Here is a 14,751-nt window from a genome sequence, read left to right as displayed (position 1 = left end):
ATGAACGCAAATCATGAATTAAAGGCCCAGGATGCTATCCATGTGATTGCGCTGATAAAAAATCAATTAAATGGAAAAATACACGTTTAACACGGTTAAAATGATCAGTTTTCAGCTGAAATTTTTATGTGCCCCCAGCCTGGTTTCAGATGCCCCTGAAAGAATCACCATAATTTCATGAAATTTCTATAAATTCTCACGTGTATTTTAGAAATCATTTCGTCAGTTTAATTAGGCTGTAAAAACAATCTGATATTGCATCCTGTATTGAGGCATCAGGAGATTGAATAGTCCGGTAGTGTAGCGGTCAATCATGTGAGACTCTGGATCTTGCGACAGCAGTTCGAATCTGCTCCGGACTATTAACAGCTGTTTTTGGATATTCATATTTTGCAGAAATATTCAGATATGTAAAAATCTGGAAAAGAACTGGTTTTCATTTTGGCTTAATCTGTCGCTATCAATGCTATTTTAAAAAAGAATTTTATTTTGTGGTTCAGGCAAGAAATGCCGCAATTATCCCGCTTAAAAAAATCCCGTCAAATGTTCCCGCACCTCCGATTGAGGCAACGGAAGCACTGACCGACCCCATTTTGTTAAGGTTCAGAATGTCTGCTCCCACAAGGGTCCCTATGGTCCCGCTGATATATGCTATAATAGGGGCCGCAGACGGCACTCCCCATGAAAGGACAATCCCACATATAAGTGCGCATAACGGCGGAATAAGCACAGGCGTTGCAACCCCTATTCCGGGAACAGGTTTCGCTGTTACATTGGTAATAAGTGCGACGATAAAAACGCCGATAAGTAAGGAGAACAAAACGTGTTGCCATCCGGGTATATACAGGGACTGCCATATAAGGTAAAGCGATACCAGAAGAGGAATTATGCATCCCCCAAGGTTTAACGCAATGACAGTTTCTGATGAAAACTCCGGACTACTGTAAAACCTGTTCATAAGACGCCCGTGCGGGACTCTTATAACCTGCGGTTCCGATTTTATCTTTGTCACAGGGATATTGATGAAACTACCTATAATCATTAAAAATACGAGAAGTATCACCTGCCAGATTCCAAAACCCAGTTTTGAAAGGGCACTACCTATTATCCCCAGAAAAATGAGGGGAAGGGTAAGAATCAGCACCACTATGAGCAGGACCAGAAACAATACAGAAAGCGGACTGAAAAAGTATCTTGCCATTGTGATAATTTCAGACTTAATATGACTTTAATTCTGTGGAGGTGCACACCCCTTGTCCCATGCCCCTCCGGTAAAATACATTTGGGCAATCAATTTTTGTGCCTTCTGAAAAAGGGCTGAAAGGTCATGAAATAAATCAAATAAACAGAAACACCTAAGTTCTAAAGCTTTCTCTTCAGGATAAATACAAGAGAAAAAAAGAAAAATCCAGGAAAACTACATCTTTCTGCATATTATGCATGCATGATCATGGTGATAGGGTTCAAGCCAGCATGCATCCGTAATTTTTAGTCCCGATTCTTCAAGCTGTTTTGAGGAGTCCAGGAAAACCGTCCTTGGATCAACGCGTACATCAACGCTTCTTGTTTTCAGCATCAAAATCAGTAACCCGTCTTTTTTTAGGAACGGGAGATTCAAAGCGGCAATTTTAGCCTGGCCGGGCTGGGCAACGTCCTGGTAAATCATGTCTACTGTTTCCATAAACGGAGCATATTCACGTGGATTTTCTGCATCAGCCATAATTGGTATAATGTTTTTTCTTCTCTTTGAGACTTCAATCAGGTCCTGCATAGGCCGCGGTGCAAATTCAACGGCATAAACACAGCTGACATAGTCTGCAAAATGCGAAACAGTCGTCCCGTTTGCGGCGCCCAGATAAAGGACTTTAAGATCTTCGTCAAGAGATACTTCTTTAATATCGTCTTTTTTTATCATAAAAAGCGCCGCATACTTGCTCCTGTAAGGGTCCCACACGCGAAAACCCTTCATCATCTTCTCGCCGTAGACTCCTCCCTTTCCTTTCGATAACAGAACACCGTCTATTATTATCATTCTGCATCATCCCCGGACTGTGAAAAAACAGAGTCTATTCTTTTCTGGGCAGATTCTATGAAAGCCTCGTCGGCTTCACCCCTGAAATAGTCAATCTTCGATGCAATTGAGAGTTTCCCACCGAGTGCACGGGACACTTTCCCCCTGACTTCTGACTTTGAGTTGTGGACCCTCCTGTGCTGAAAAATTATCCCGTGCTTTGGAGACGGGGTATTGCCTTTCAGGTGCGTAAAAAGAGCACTTTCGGCTCCAAGCACCTGAATTGCTGACGAAGGCATCTTTGAGAGCTGCATAAGACCTCCTGCACGAGATATCAGTCTTGCCGCGACAAGACCCCCCACAAGGGCACTGCAGTTGGGGGCGACGATATCAGCCCTTCCGGATATTTCCTTCATAAGGCGTGTCCTCTCGGACGAAAGCCTGTCAATTTCATAACCGATTTTTCCAAGAGAAGACTTGTCATGCCTGATTATTGCAACCATCTTTCTGGCGTTCATGGACTTGTATTTCCTCGAAAATTTCGGGTTCTGCACTATGTACCACTCGGTGGCACGCTCTATGAGAAGGTTTATGACATGGTCCATCTCATCAAGCATTCTGACCATCTGGACGAGTTCGGAATCCCCTTTTGCGTAGTATTCGCGTATTTTCTCTTCGGCAAGGTATATGCACAGTAAACGGAGTTTTTCAAGGTAGTCTTCCCGGCTCTCTGCAAAACCGCACCTGACTGCGTCATCGACACAGACGGGCGCAAAATCTTTCATATCAGCGTTTATATCCATATAACGGGAAGCATAATCACCGGTTTCACCGTTTACCGGGGAACAGCTGCCGTCAGGGTTTATATCCCCAAACCAGTACTGCATAACTAAGTCTTATTATCTGTCTGCAATCCTGCATTAAAGTTCATGCATGACAATAACATTTCTTCAGGAAGGTATCCCTGCACTGACTTAACCGTTTAACCGTGCCTGAACGGAGATAAACATAAAGGAAGAACGAAAATAAAAAAAGACACGAAAAAAAGGGTTTTGAAAGCTTTGGCAGACATGAATTTACCCGAAGTTGCGAATATCTAATATATGTTCTGAATGAAAGTTATAAAAAATAAAGCCGTTTTTAAGGCTTGAATACTTTAGCTACACAGGATAAACAGATGATTATTGCAGTTTTTATGTTTATAGCAGGCCTTTTGCTTCTTGTAAAAGGTGCAGATTATTTCGTTGACGGAGGCGGAGGGCTTGCGGCAAGATACGGGGTATCCGCGTCGACAATCGGTGTTACCGTAATTGCATTCGGGACTTCGCTTCCCGAATTTGGTGTGAGCATAAACGCCCTTCTCTCCGGGGACTCCGGAATTGCGACAGGAAATATCCTCGGAAGCAATATAGCCAATATTGCCCTTGTCCTTGCCCTCTGCGCCCTGATAAAGCCTTCAATAATCTATGAAAGTATGAAGGGGAAGAGATGGATAGGAAACGAAGCATACCTGATGATAGCGGCAACACTTGTTTTCGCGCTGTTTGCCCTTTCAGGCACGCTCGGGACTATAAGCGGAATTGTTTTTCTTTCAGTGTTTCTTGTAATCCTCACATATATCTGGAAAAGCGGCGCTTCTGACGGCGAGAATGTAGAATCCCACGGAAAAAAGGACTATATTTTTATTATTGGGGGTCTTCTGGGTGTTGTCATAGGCTCCCAGCTCCTTTTAAACGGCTCTCTTACTATTGCAGAATATTTAGGCATCCCTTCATTTATTATAGGGATGTCAATGGTCGCCGTGGGGACTTCACTCCCTGAGCTTGTAACCTCTCTTATGGCGATAATAAAGGGCCAGGGGGGAATTTCAATAGGAAACCTCTTCGGGAGCAACATATTCAACCTTCTCTTCGTCCTCGGGATAGGTGCTCTCCTGAAACCGGTCGCGATACCTGATTTTTCCGACGTTATAATTATGTGCATCTTTACGTTTGCAGGGATAATTCTCTTCGTTAAAAACAGGGCGTTTACAAGAATCTGGGCAGTTGTCCTCCTTGCCGGGTACTTTGCATATATGGGTTTACTGTTTGCGTAGACATAAATACCAAAATATCCAGTCAGATTATCGAAAACGACCAGAGGATTACCGGTATCATCACTGCTCCCATGCAAGGGACACGCCTTATGTTTACGAGTGCAGGGACAAGACCCGTTGCCGTTGCAAGGATAAGAATCACCAGCCCGAAAAATCCGGTGAAAACAAAAGTCAGTGAGGCCATGAATACGATTACGACTGTACTCATCTTTTTTACGTTCATGCCGGCAAAAAGGCCCCCTGACCGCGAGAACAGAATAGCCAGAATATATCCGGCAACTGCGGCGAAAACGGCGTAAGTGAGCACAAACGAAACCCGGGGAAGACTTTGCAGGTGAGAAAATGCCGTCATTACACCGTTTCTCATCCTTGATACCGCATAAAAAGCCGCAATTGATATGAAAGCGTTCGCTGTATTGGCCGCACTTGTAGCAATTATAAATCCGCCGCCTTCCCTGTCCATTCTGACTGCCGAAGCAAGTACTGCATTTGCGGAGGCATTCGAAAGGCCCGGGAGCCATCCAACGGCAGAACCTGCTACTGTCCCGGCAGCACTGTACTTTAAAATATCCTTTCTTTTTGCCGTTACGGTTCCATTCACCTGTTTTGGCATTTTACCTCCGGACGAATTCAGGAGGACGGATATCCCGAAAAGACCTGCAAGAAGAGGCATCAGAACAGATGAATCCCCGGCAAAACCTGCGCAGAGCCAGGAATATTCAAACGAAAAAACCCCGAGAACTCCAGATACTATAAAGACTGCAAACGACCATTCAGGCGATTCGGACCATACTATAAGAATTCCCGATACTGTTATGAGTATTATTCCGACCCACCAGTCTATGTACGGCTGCAAAAACGGAAGTATCACTAAAAATACCGCAAACACCGGCATACTCAGTGCTGTCCCGAAGGCGCTTCCGACAGCAGAAAGCCTCACGGCCTCGCTTCCCCTTCCCTCAAGACAGAACCTGTGGGCAGGAAGAACGGAGAGGGCCGTGTCTGCATCAGGAATTCCAAAAAACGTTCCCGGGACTATGTCAAGAAAAGTATGGACTATCAGCGCTACGACAAGGGACACTGCCATTGCCGTTTCCCCGAAGATTGCAAGAAAACCGGTTTCAGCGGAGAGAAGAATTCCGGCCATCGTATTTGAGTGTATTCCGGGAATAAGACCGCTTATTGTTCCGAGGACTATCCCTATGAAAAGGCCGAGTACAATCTCAATCATCTGGCTGTAATCCCTTTTTATTGCAGGTTAAATATAGGGATTTTTAAACGAATTTTATCACACGGAAGAATACGGGAGTTATAAAATACCAGAAAAATTTCCGGTGAAAAAAAGAGGTATGATTTATCTTTAATTCCAACATATTCATCAGCTTATGTTGATTGCAGTTACCCGCCTTAAGGAAAAGGCAGGAAAGGACAATGACCTGTGCAAAAAATACGGTCATTCCTGCCGGATTGTATCGCCCATGGAGGCAGAAGTATATACCGACAGGGTAGTTGAATTTGCGGATAAGGTAAATAAAAACGAATATGACTGCATTTTTTTCACAAGCGCCCTTCCGGCAAAATCAATCGGCCCTCTCCTCAGGAGGTGGCCCAGGGTAATTGCAATAGGACCACAGACCGCAAAAACCCTGAAGGGATTCGGAATAGACTGCGAGATGCTCCCTGCGTTTTATTCACGTGATTTCGCCCCGTATCTCGGAGACTGGATAAGCGGTAAAAAAATAGGCATCCCGCGTGCAGCCGTCCCTAACCCGAAACTGATGGAGGCCATAAAAGAAAGCGGTGGAATCCCCTGCGAGGTCCATATATACTCCCTTAAGCCGGTGAACAAAAAACTTGACCTTGAAGGGTGCGGTGCAGTACTTTTCACAAGCGCCAACTCGTTTTCATATTCTGTGTGGAATAAGGATTCCGGAATTATTCCCATTGCAATCGGAGAGATAACCGCCGAAAGAATGAAGGAAGGCGGTGTAAGTCCTTCAGTCACCGGTGACGGCTCGCTTGAAGGAACCCTTTCAGCGCTAAACGAATACCTGAAAAACAAAGAACTACCATGAGCGAAGAGTTCAGAGACCCGGCTATAGAAAAACTGCTTGAATGCGGAATAATTGCAGTCGACAAACCGCAGGGGCCGTCAAGCCACCAGGTTACCGCGTGGGTCAGGGAAATTTTTGGTGGTGACATAAGAATAGGTCACGGCGGAACGCTCGACCCGATGGTCTCGGGTGTCCTGATAATAATGCTTGGAAGGGCCGTGAGGCTTGCTCCCGTGATTCTTAAGCATAAAAAGGAGTACATCGTTGTCATGAGGCTTCACGGAGACGTCTTAAGGGAGGACATCTGCAAAACCGCGGAAGAGTTCAGCGGGCGGGTCTACCAGAGGCCGCCGAGAAAAAGTGCTGTCCGCCGCCAGCTTCGTATAAGAACGATATACAATATAGAAATACTCGACATAAAAGACAGTCTTGTCCTGATGCGTGTCGCATGCGAAGCCGGGACATACATCCGCTCTTTATGCATACATATGGCGCTTGCGATGGGAGTGGGAGGACAGATGGAGGAGCTCAGAAGGTCAGAATCGGGATCTCTTTTCCTTTCCGACTCCTGCACTCTCCAGGACCTGAAAGATGCCTTCGTCTTCTACAAAGAGGGAAACCCGGGACCTCTCAAAAAGATGCTTCTCCCGGCAGAAAGGCTTGTTGCAGGAATTCCTTCCGTCAGGATACGTGACTCCGCTGTTGAAGCCGTATGCAGCGGTGCCGTGCTTGCAGGCGTCGGTGTCCTTGAAAAGGAGAACTTCAGGCGTGATGCAATCGTTGCGGTTATGACTGAGAAAAATGAACTTGTCTGCCTCGGAAAAGCGCTTGTTTCATCGGAGGAGTTCAGTCCGGGTGACAACGGTCTTGTCGTATCACCTCTTGCAGTTATAATGAAGAGAGGGACATACCGGAAGGGCTGGACAAAAAAATCACATTCACAGAATAATTCCGGCAAAAAAAAGGAAGAGATAAAAAATGAGAGAGGAGGGAAATCTGAAATAATGGCGGATGAAATCAAAATTACGGAAAATTCAGGAAAAGTCAGACCTGAAGCGAAATTTAAAGGGAAGGATAAAAATCAAAAAGGTAACATGAAAAAGGGTTCGGGGAAAAAAGGGCCTGTCGTAATAAAACCCAACTTAAAGTCCGAACCAAAGAGAAACCTCAGGTCAGCCCCCCCTAAAAGCAGAGAGGACAAAAGAGACGGACAGCTAAAAAACAGGGGGAAAAGGAATAAGCCCGGACATTCAGGTCAGCAGCAACAGGGACAGTCCGATAAGTCCGCCTCCCACAGCGTTGCGAAGGGCTCAGTGAAGGCGTTTCAGCCGTACAGGAAAATAAGGAAGTAAAACGAATAGGGAAATCCGATAAAAAAATAAGGCTTTAAGCGAAAAAAAAGAGCACAAACCTTACCCGGATTTACTTTTCCGCATTCTTTTGTTTTTGGTGTTTATACTGCAATTGTGTCCGGTTGCATCCTGGCAGTCCTGAATTTTTTACCAATTTTTTGCCGCGTCAAAAGGATAGAGTTAATAGATTAACAGTTGTATTGAATAAGGCAAGGCAATTACACTATTTTGTGCTGAGGTAGTCTAGTCTGGAAGGGCGCAGGCCTGGAAAGCCTGTGGGGCGAAAGCCCCTCGGGAGTTCAAATCTCCCCCTCAGCGTCGTGACAACTTGTCCATAGACTTATCTTCTGTTTTGGTTTATCTTAAGCAATATGAGAAGGTCGGCAGCAGAATTTCATGGCAGGACTCATGAAGCAGCTCTTCTGTTTCTCAATACAAAATTATCAGCCAATGCCATCATGAAACCTGGAAAGAGAATAGGAGCTTTTAGAGAGCGACATCAAGCACCAGATACTTAAGAAAATTATTCTGATACCCTTCAGGATTGTGGAGAAATCTACGCCGATTTAGGTATACATAAGAGAATTAGCTATGAAATTATGAATCTTTGGAATCAAAATACTTTTATCAAATTGTAAACTTACTTAGATTTATGGGGTTTATTTTTTTATATGCCACGATTATTTTATATTTACTTTATAATTACCCACTCAGTTTAGAGACATTAGGCACTTTGAGCAATTACATTTTAGCTGGACTTACAGTACTCATAATTTTTCAAAATCGTCATACTATCAAATCTTCGCAAAAACAGACTGAGATTATGGCAACTAATTTAGAAATTTTAATGAGAGAAAAATACAAGCCAATAATCATAAATATTACACATCGTATTTTCAATATGCTTCAGGATGAAATAAATTTTGAAAATAAAGCATTAAGTCCTGATTTTAATAAGGAATTACATCAAAAAATTAAATTAGATATCATTGATTTGATTAATAAAAATTTTATTAAAAAGTATTATTATACAGTTAATAAGACAGGACATACATATAATGACTGTTTAGTGAATTATTTAAATTCAATTTCGCCTGACTTTAATACTCTTCTGGAAAAAAGAAAATCAATTTTATTGCAATTATCAAAGAATTTTATTGTAACTAAAAATATCATTTTTAATTCTAATAAAGATGAATCTGATAAGATATTAGTAAATATAATATCAAATCTATACAATGTTATATATCCCGGATTTAATGATTCGCCCAAAAATCAGCCTTTTTTAGAAATCCCACATATAGAAAAAAACAGATTTTTAGACGGAGAAACCAGAAAAGTCATTCAGGATAGAGAAGAGTTAAAATCCAATATTTATATTATGAAGAATTTAATTCCCATTGTAAAGGTTATAGTGAAATTTGACCTATTAAACAAACCTAATCTTTCTTTAAATCAACCTACAATGGGGCATAGAATTACCCAAGATGACATTGATAATACCCAAGAAATAAGAAAGTTATTTATCGAGAATTTAGAAAAATCTGATGAGAATTTCAGTTTGAGAAAAAAGAGAATAGACAAAAATGTCCTTGATTTAATTAAGATAAATAATGATATTCTTACAAACATTGGAGAAATAAAATCTAAATTTGTAATAGACTATTCGTTAGAAGGAGAAGATTTTTAGATTTTTTTACAATTAAAGGTTAATATTAAATCATCCCGTAAGCCTGCAGCCATACTGCTAAACTTTTATTGCACTTAGCATCCGGTTTGGATATAAGAACAACAGATGTTATTTAACCTGGGATCTACGTTTAAATGCAGTAACTAAATATCTTAAAGTGATATGTCATGTTTTCAGAAGCTATCCAAAAAGCAATGAAATTTACCTAGCCGATTGTGTGCTCATTCAGGACAATAGATGGCAAAGTGGAAAGTCCGATAGGTGCCTGTGTTCTGCTAAACGATAAGGGCTGGATTATTACAGCAGCCCACATATTTAACCCGAGACTGAAACACCTTCAGGATACCGGAAGTCTGGAGGCTTACAACTCAGAAATCAATAAAATAAATTCTGATATCAGTTTAAATGCAAACCAGAAAATAAGAAAAATATCGAGGATTAAAAAAGACGGCAACTGGATTACTGACTTTTCAGACGTTCCATTTATTGATAAAAACCAGTATGCAATAGAGAGAATAATCTCAAATTCAAAATTAGACCTGGCTGTAGCTAAATTAAAGGACTTCAGACCACAGAGGTCTCCGGAATATCCCGGCTTTAAAAAATCCGGAGAGATATTCCCAGGAAAATCTGTATGCAAACTGGGTTTTCCATTCAACAGCATAGATTCGGAATTTATTCAAAAAGACGATAAAAAGTTCTTTAAATTTTTAAATAACCCGTTCCCGATGGCTATTTTTCCAATGGACGGGATAATCACAAGAAACTTGGAATTCGGAAAAACAAAAGACGGTTTTGATAACCTTTTCATTGAAACATCATCTCCCGGATTAAGGAGACAAAGCGGGGGCCCCATATTTGACACAAACGGGATAGTCTGGGGGATTCAGAGCCGCACATCTCATTTATCACTGGACTTTTCACCGAAGATTAAAAGAAACGGAAAAGAAATCGAAGAAAACCAGTTTATAAACCTGGGAATAGGCGTCCATCCTGTGACAATAAACCAGTTTCTTGAAAGAAATAAAATAGAGGATAGGATAGCAGATTATTAAGATTAAACGAAATTTCTAGAAAAGACATTCTCCAAGAATGACCACCCATCGCAGAAAAAACTTATCATATCACATCCCTGCACTGTCATCATGAGATTGCTTCCCCTCAAGCATCGTAAAAACTTGAATTATAAACAGAAAATTGACTGTCAAATTACAATTTGATAGAAAGAAAAAATCCTTCTTTTTTAGTAACATAATAATGATTAGAATTTTTTTCCTTTTCTATATCTATAAGATTATTTGAACTAAGCCTTCCAATATGCCATGATATTGTAGGAGAAGATAATTTTGTATATTCCATAAGGTCTCTCTGAGTACAACCCGGATTCATAGATATATACCTCAGAATATCCTCAGTTTTTGGGCAATCAGATATAATTCTTTTATCACTGGAATAATGATTATAATCATTAAATCTTCCAAAGTAATGTCTCCTTTTGTACTGTTTTGTCGAAAAAATTTTTCCTTCACGAAACAAAATTTTGAGATGATATCTCAGGGAACTATGGTTAATTCTTGTTATATTCTCAATTTCTCCTAAAGTAATTCCTGGGTTGCTTTTAATTATTCTAACTATATCCTCTCTTCGTTCATTTTCAAGGACATTATTTTTTTTAATCTGCTTAATACCAAAAAAGAAACCTGTAATTATTGTGATAACACTTGCTATAGGTATTAAATATAAAGAGTATAACCCAATTATTGAAATAAAATGCTGAATAGGGGTGACTTCCCACCAGTTAAGAGCACGAACATTATCTTCCCTAAAAAAATCAGGCGAATCAGCACTCGGCGTTACAATAATATTAGAATCAACTGAAGCCTGATGGATATAGACAAGAATTAATATCAGTACTAATGCTATAACTGGCCCCCTAAGATTCATATTTTATTATACGAAAAAAGAAATTTATATCTTTCTATCACAAAAGTGAATAACTTAAAGATGAACCTGAAACCTGTCCACCATAAACGTTAAGCTTCCAGTCACCCATAGGAAGGAAGCCCGATGAGGACTGTACATCAATATCAATCATTCCGTCTCTTTCAGGACTATCATACAAATCAGTATAATGTCCTACAAAGCTATTATCTGGAGTATAAACATATAACTCAAGATCACCATAATTTTCATCCCAAGTCAATGTAACATCAATTTTCGAAGTAAAAGGACTTACATACCTAGTATGATAAACCATTTCTCCCTGAGATATTTGATGCTGATATTTTATTTCTGAAAAATTTGTTATATATTTGTCAACAGATGGCATAACAATGATTTCATCATTTATACTTTTTTCAGATATTCCACTACCCATTGCAGGAAAAATGAAAAGTGCAGCAGATACGACCACCATAGCAATGATTAAGGTTTTTTGAGTCATGAGCATAATTTAATAAATTTATAATATATTGCTGTTGTGACCAAATCATCAAAATATCTCTATAAGATTAGATGATTTGGTCATAAGAGGTATTTAAAAGTAAATTTAAAGATAAGCACGTGACATCCAGACGATGTTGCAGGGGAATTTACCTTAAATAGAGCATCAAAAGGTAAAATCCATTAAGTGACTACTGAGGTAATAACAGAGAAGAAAGTGATCTTATTAGAAGATTCAATAATCTATATCTTATCCTCAGGTAAGTGTCTAAATTTTGGGAGGAAAAAAATGAAAACAAAGAAATTGCGGCAGATGCTGAGCTTATTTGCTATAGCGATTTTAGTAAATGCATTTATTATGCAGACTGTATGCGCTGAAAAAAACAGTCCGAGAATAATAAACACATGGGAAAAAGAGCACACCATCCTTGTTGAACATACAACTGATTACTATATCTCCAATGGTATAGTCTATGTCACAGATACCTACTCTGGAAACGAGTTGAAATCAAGGTTTGGTACAGATCATTTAGATAAAACAACCTCATATAAAGTTGATTCAAATTACGCAAAAGAGTTAAATCTTGCAGAAGGTATAAGTTACAGTTCAAAAGAGTTATCATATGAGGTTTTTACGCTGGAATACGACCCTCCTCTTTCTGTAAAAAGTTATGATTACCCCCAGTGGATTTACGAAAAAATAGATAATACGTATCATCAGTTGGACGAACCTGTAAATATTGCATGGGAAAGTAACAGCATCAGCACAGTAAAAACAGAAATATTGAACGAAGGATGGTGGGACGATATAGCTGAGGATACTTACTACATATATGATAACGGATGGAAAGCAGATGATGGTCTTGCAAGTGACCCTCTCAGAATTCTCGGTGGGTGGCACGTCAGATTATGGCAGATGAATGATGGAGATGTCATAGGAGCGGCCCACCATGATACCGCTATTCCTCATTCGGCCGATGGTTTTGAAAATGCAGAAGAAGAAGTAGCAGGATTCTATGATCAACCAGGCGACAATTTGTGGCATGTTTATGAAGATGACTATTCCCTCAACAATTATGTAGCAAGTCCTTACAATAATGGCATGTGCACAAGAATTTTCTATAGCGGCTGAACATGAAAACTGATGAATTAATCAACCAAAAAAATCTAATCTTCCTTTTTTACATAGCCTGCTTTGCCGTTTTAGACTCTTTATATTATCTTTTAAGCCGGAATGAACTCTTTTACTCAGGAATAATAGGAACATTACTAATCATCCTTTACCCGGCCGGGGCTTTTTGTTACGGCTACAAGACAGGTGACAGGTTTCGTGCACCACTTGCCGGAATCATATCCTATGCATTTTTAATCATTTTTGCATTCTTCGGGAATAATTTTCAGAACTTAATCAGTTCGGGTCACATTCTGCTGTTCACCGGATATCACCTGACTCTTCTGATATTAACCGGATTAATAGGATTTCTGTCCTCGGGAAAAGAAAAAAAGCTACTTGCCATAGCGGCAGTCCTGTCTGTAATATGGGTTATTATCTTCATATCAGGCATATCCTGAAAAAAAGCCTTCTTTACACTTTTTTGTTTTCTTATTAATCAGGCAGGAATTTCTAAAAAAAATTTTGAAGTTTTCACTTAAACCTTGCATTCACTCCTACAGCGCTATCCGTTCAAGTCCCTGCTTTTTTCAGGATTTAATAACAGTAATAAGAAAATCAGCCAGGTAAAAGGTATTATTTTTCACAGACTCCTTTGTAAAAAAAATGTCAGAAAATCATTTTTAAATTATATAAAAAAACAGAATGTCACGCATAAACTGGGAAAACTGCCCTATTTTCGAGATTTATTGGATAAATTGCACAATATATCGTATACAATTATTGTTATATTAAATCATTAGTGATAATCACAAATGATAAAGGTTAAAAATTTGCATTTCATACAGACACTGTAGAGAATCCCAAATACTTATCCACGGGACGATACAGTGATCAGAATCTCCGGATTTGCAAATTCTGCAAAGCCAAAAATTGCAGTTTTTACAATATTTACAATAATCCTGCTTTTCTTCTCAGGGACAGCAGTTGCTGCAGCAATACAGGACAACTCAGTATATAGTGACAGATTCCTGACAGAGACAATAGAGCAGCAGTCCGAAAATGCAGGAGTCAGGTACCCTGCGACTGATATGTCATACTCAAAAGGAGTGGATATCATCTCAAAAAATTATACATTCAGTTATAATTTTGAAAATATCACCCTGAATCTGGAGACAGACAAAAAAATGCTTTTGGCAGCCCGGAAAACCAATAAAAACATCTGGGCAAAATCCTCATTGACTAAGAGGAAAGAGTGGGTGGCAGGATATTACCTCTCATTAATTGCAGACCCCGTAAACACCGAAACCTACGAAAGCGTAGTATCAGAGCTTGGAAAAGTGCGTGACGAAAAGGAGATGGACAGCGATGAATATGCTGAATTCATCGTGAAATTTGTACAGTCCCTGCCTTACAGCTCCACGGGTTCGGCCCCAAAGTACCCTGTTGAAACAATATCCGACGCGTCAGGTGACTGCGACGACAAAAGCATGCTCCTTGCAGCGATTCTTACAATCGAAGGCTACGACACTGAAATGATGTACTACGAGAACCAAAGCCACGTCGCAGCCGGAATAGGAACAGGCTCAGAGAATAAATTCGCATACATAGAGACCACTAAAACACTTCCCGTCGGAACTGTCCCGGGGATTGTAGGAAACAAAACATTTGACCCAAAAGATCCAATAACAATTCAGGTTTCAAAGGACGGTATGAAGTACACAAAGGCAAACCGGGCCCAACCCGGAAACTGACGTCTCATAACTGTCAGGTTAAAATATAACAGGGATTTACCTGCCTAAAAAATCTCAAAATTAAAATATCCACAACAATTTCGGTCAAAATTGCCGGAAGTCCTGGGGAATTTTGGTATTTTATACCTTTTATTTGACTTAACCAAAATTTCCCCCGGCCGCACCATTAGGTTTACTGTACGAAAGACAGGGGGTCTTTTCCCAATTCTCGGCCGGGAACAGAAAAGGAGTGGAGGGCAATC

General features: G+C 40.2%; 14 protein-coding genes and 2 tRNA genes. 10 read left to right on the top strand and 6 right to left on the bottom strand.

Annotated elements, in window-relative coordinates; all coding sequences use genetic code 11:
- The first annotated feature begins 289 nt into the window (after positions 1-289).
- Positions 290-362, top strand: a tRNA-Gln gene (locus tag J2128_RS08025).
- A 134-nt stretch (positions 363-496) separates the two neighbouring features.
- Here the strand turns inward: J2128_RS08025 and J2128_RS08020 are convergent.
- The 3 genes from J2128_RS08020 to J2128_RS08010 all read right to left on the bottom strand — a co-directional run bounded on the left by J2128_RS08020 (position 497) and on the right by J2128_RS08010 (position 2,898).
- A complete protein-coding gene (locus J2128_RS08020; protein ID WP_209690611.1) occupies positions 497-1,201 on the bottom strand; it encodes a DUF1614 domain-containing protein in 705 nt (234 codons plus the stop codon).
- 216 nt (positions 1,202-1,417) lie between these two features.
- A complete protein-coding gene (locus tag J2128_RS08015; protein WP_209690610.1) occupies positions 1,418-2,032 on the bottom strand; it encodes a fibrillarin-like rRNA/tRNA 2'-O-methyltransferase in 615 nt (204 codons plus the stop codon).
- The gene (locus J2128_RS08010) at positions 2,029-2,898 is read right to left on the bottom strand and encodes an NOP5/NOP56 family protein (RefSeq protein ID WP_209690609.1); all 870 of its coding nucleotides are present in this window, start codon (positions 2,896-2,898) and stop codon (positions 2,029-2,031) included. Before J2128_RS08010 ends, J2128_RS08015 begins: the two co-directional genes overlap by 4 nt.
- Positions 2,899-3,188: 290 nt before the next feature.
- Between J2128_RS08010 and J2128_RS08005 the strand changes: the two genes are divergently transcribed.
- Entirely contained in the window at positions 3,189-4,106 is a 918-nt protein-coding gene (locus J2128_RS08005; RefSeq protein WP_209690608.1) for a calcium/sodium antiporter, read from the top strand.
- Positions 4,107-4,128: 22 nt separating this feature from the next.
- Here J2128_RS08005 and J2128_RS08000 read toward each other — a convergent pair whose 3' ends face one another.
- A complete protein-coding gene (locus J2128_RS08000) occupies positions 4,129-5,337 on the bottom strand; it encodes a tripartite tricarboxylate transporter permease (protein ID WP_209690607.1) in 1,209 nt (402 codons plus the stop codon).
- A 154-nt stretch (positions 5,338-5,491) separates the two neighbouring features.
- On the opposite strand from J2128_RS08000, the gene J2128_RS07995 reads away from it, so the two are divergent.
- The 5 genes from J2128_RS07995 to J2128_RS07975 all read left to right on the top strand — a co-directional run bounded on the left by J2128_RS07995 (position 5,492) and on the right by J2128_RS07975 (position 10,257).
- Positions 5,492-6,181 (top strand): uroporphyrinogen-III synthase, encoded by a 690-nt coding sequence (locus J2128_RS07995; protein ID WP_209690606.1) that lies wholly within the window; start codon positions 5,492-5,494, stop codon positions 6,179-6,181.
- Positions 6,178-7,512 (top strand): RNA-guided pseudouridylation complex pseudouridine synthase subunit Cbf5, encoded by a 1,335-nt coding sequence (locus J2128_RS07990; protein WP_209690605.1) that lies wholly within the window; start codon positions 6,178-6,180, stop codon positions 7,510-7,512. Before J2128_RS07995 ends, J2128_RS07990 begins: the two co-directional genes overlap by 4 nt.
- 232 nt (positions 7,513-7,744) lie before the next feature.
- Positions 7,745-7,830: transfer RNA gene (locus J2128_RS07985), tRNA-Ser, on the top strand.
- Between the two features lie 289 nt (positions 7,831-8,119).
- A complete protein-coding gene (locus J2128_RS07980; RefSeq protein WP_209690604.1) occupies positions 8,120-9,202 on the top strand; it encodes a hypothetical protein in 1,083 nt (360 codons plus the stop codon).
- Positions 9,203-9,417: 215 nt separating this feature from the next.
- Complete coding sequence (locus J2128_RS07975; protein ID WP_209690603.1) at positions 9,418-10,257, top strand: serine protease; 840 nt, start codon at positions 9,418-9,420, stop codon at positions 10,255-10,257.
- A gap of 154 nt (positions 10,258-10,411) precedes the next feature.
- On the opposite strand, the gene J2128_RS07970 is transcribed toward J2128_RS07975, so the two are convergent.
- Positions 10,412-11,146 (bottom strand): winged helix-turn-helix transcriptional regulator, encoded by a 735-nt coding sequence (locus tag J2128_RS07970; protein WP_209690602.1) that lies wholly within the window; start codon positions 11,144-11,146, stop codon positions 10,412-10,414.
- A 37-nt stretch (positions 11,147-11,183) separates the two neighbouring features.
- Complete coding sequence (locus J2128_RS07965) at positions 11,184-11,618, bottom strand: hypothetical protein (protein WP_245323480.1); 435 nt, start codon at positions 11,616-11,618, stop codon at positions 11,184-11,186.
- A gap of 213 nt (positions 11,619-11,831) precedes the next feature.
- Between J2128_RS07965 and J2128_RS07960 the strand changes: the two genes are divergently transcribed.
- From J2128_RS07960 to J2128_RS07950, 3 genes are all read left to right on the top strand, one after another.
- Positions 11,832-12,776, top strand: a complete 945-nt coding sequence (locus J2128_RS07960; protein WP_209690600.1) for a hypothetical protein — start codon at positions 11,832-11,834, stop codon at positions 12,774-12,776.
- 2 nt (positions 12,777-12,778) lie between these two features.
- Entirely contained in the window at positions 12,779-13,216 is a 438-nt protein-coding gene (locus J2128_RS07955) for a hypothetical protein (RefSeq protein WP_209690599.1), read from the top strand.
- Between the two features lie 429 nt (positions 13,217-13,645).
- On the top strand, positions 13,646-14,509 hold the full coding sequence (locus J2128_RS07950) for a hypothetical protein (RefSeq protein ID WP_209690598.1): 864 nt from the start codon (positions 13,646-13,648) through the stop codon (positions 14,507-14,509).
- Positions 14,510-14,751 lie beyond the last annotated feature (242 nt).

The organism is Methanomicrobium sp. W14 (genome assembly GCF_017875315.1).
Taxonomy (GTDB): Archaea; Halobacteriota; Methanomicrobia; order Methanomicrobiales; family Methanomicrobiaceae; genus Methanomicrobium.
This window is presented reverse-complemented; position numbering and strand designations above follow the sequence as displayed.

Excerpts from the sequence above, each read along its gene's own strand:
- J2128_RS07970 (WP_209690602.1), bottom strand. The coding sequence starts at position 11,146 with ATGAATCTTAGGGGGCCAGTTATAGCATTAGTACTGATATTAATTCTT.
- J2128_RS08010 (WP_209690609.1), bottom strand. The coding sequence starts at position 2,898 with ATGCAGTACTGGTTTGGGGATATAAACCCTGACGGCAGCTGTTCCCCG.
- J2128_RS08000 (WP_209690607.1), bottom strand. The coding sequence starts at position 5,337 with ATGATTGAGATTGTACTCGGCCTTTTCATAGGGATAGTCCTCGGAACA.
- J2128_RS07965 (WP_245323480.1), bottom strand. The coding sequence starts at position 11,618 with ATGGTGGTCGTATCTGCTGCACTTTTCATTTTTCCTGCAATGGGTAGT.
- J2128_RS07955 (WP_209690599.1), top strand. The coding sequence starts at position 12,779 with ATGAAAACTGATGAATTAATCAACCAAAAAAATCTAATCTTCCTTTTT.
- J2128_RS07995 (WP_209690606.1), top strand. The coding sequence starts at position 5,492 with ATGTTGATTGCAGTTACCCGCCTTAAGGAAAAGGCAGGAAAGGACAAT.
- J2128_RS08005 (WP_209690608.1), top strand. The coding sequence starts at position 3,189 with ATGATTATTGCAGTTTTTATGTTTATAGCAGGCCTTTTGCTTCTTGTA.
- J2128_RS08020 (WP_209690611.1), bottom strand. The coding sequence starts at position 1,201 with ATGGCAAGATACTTTTTCAGTCCGCTTTCTGTATTGTTTCTGGTCCTG.
- J2128_RS07990 (WP_209690605.1), top strand. The coding sequence starts at position 6,178 with ATGAGCGAAGAGTTCAGAGACCCGGCTATAGAAAAACTGCTTGAATGC.
- J2128_RS08015 (WP_209690610.1), bottom strand. The coding sequence starts at position 2,032 with ATGATAATAATAGACGGTGTTCTGTTATCGAAAGGAAAGGGAGGAGTC.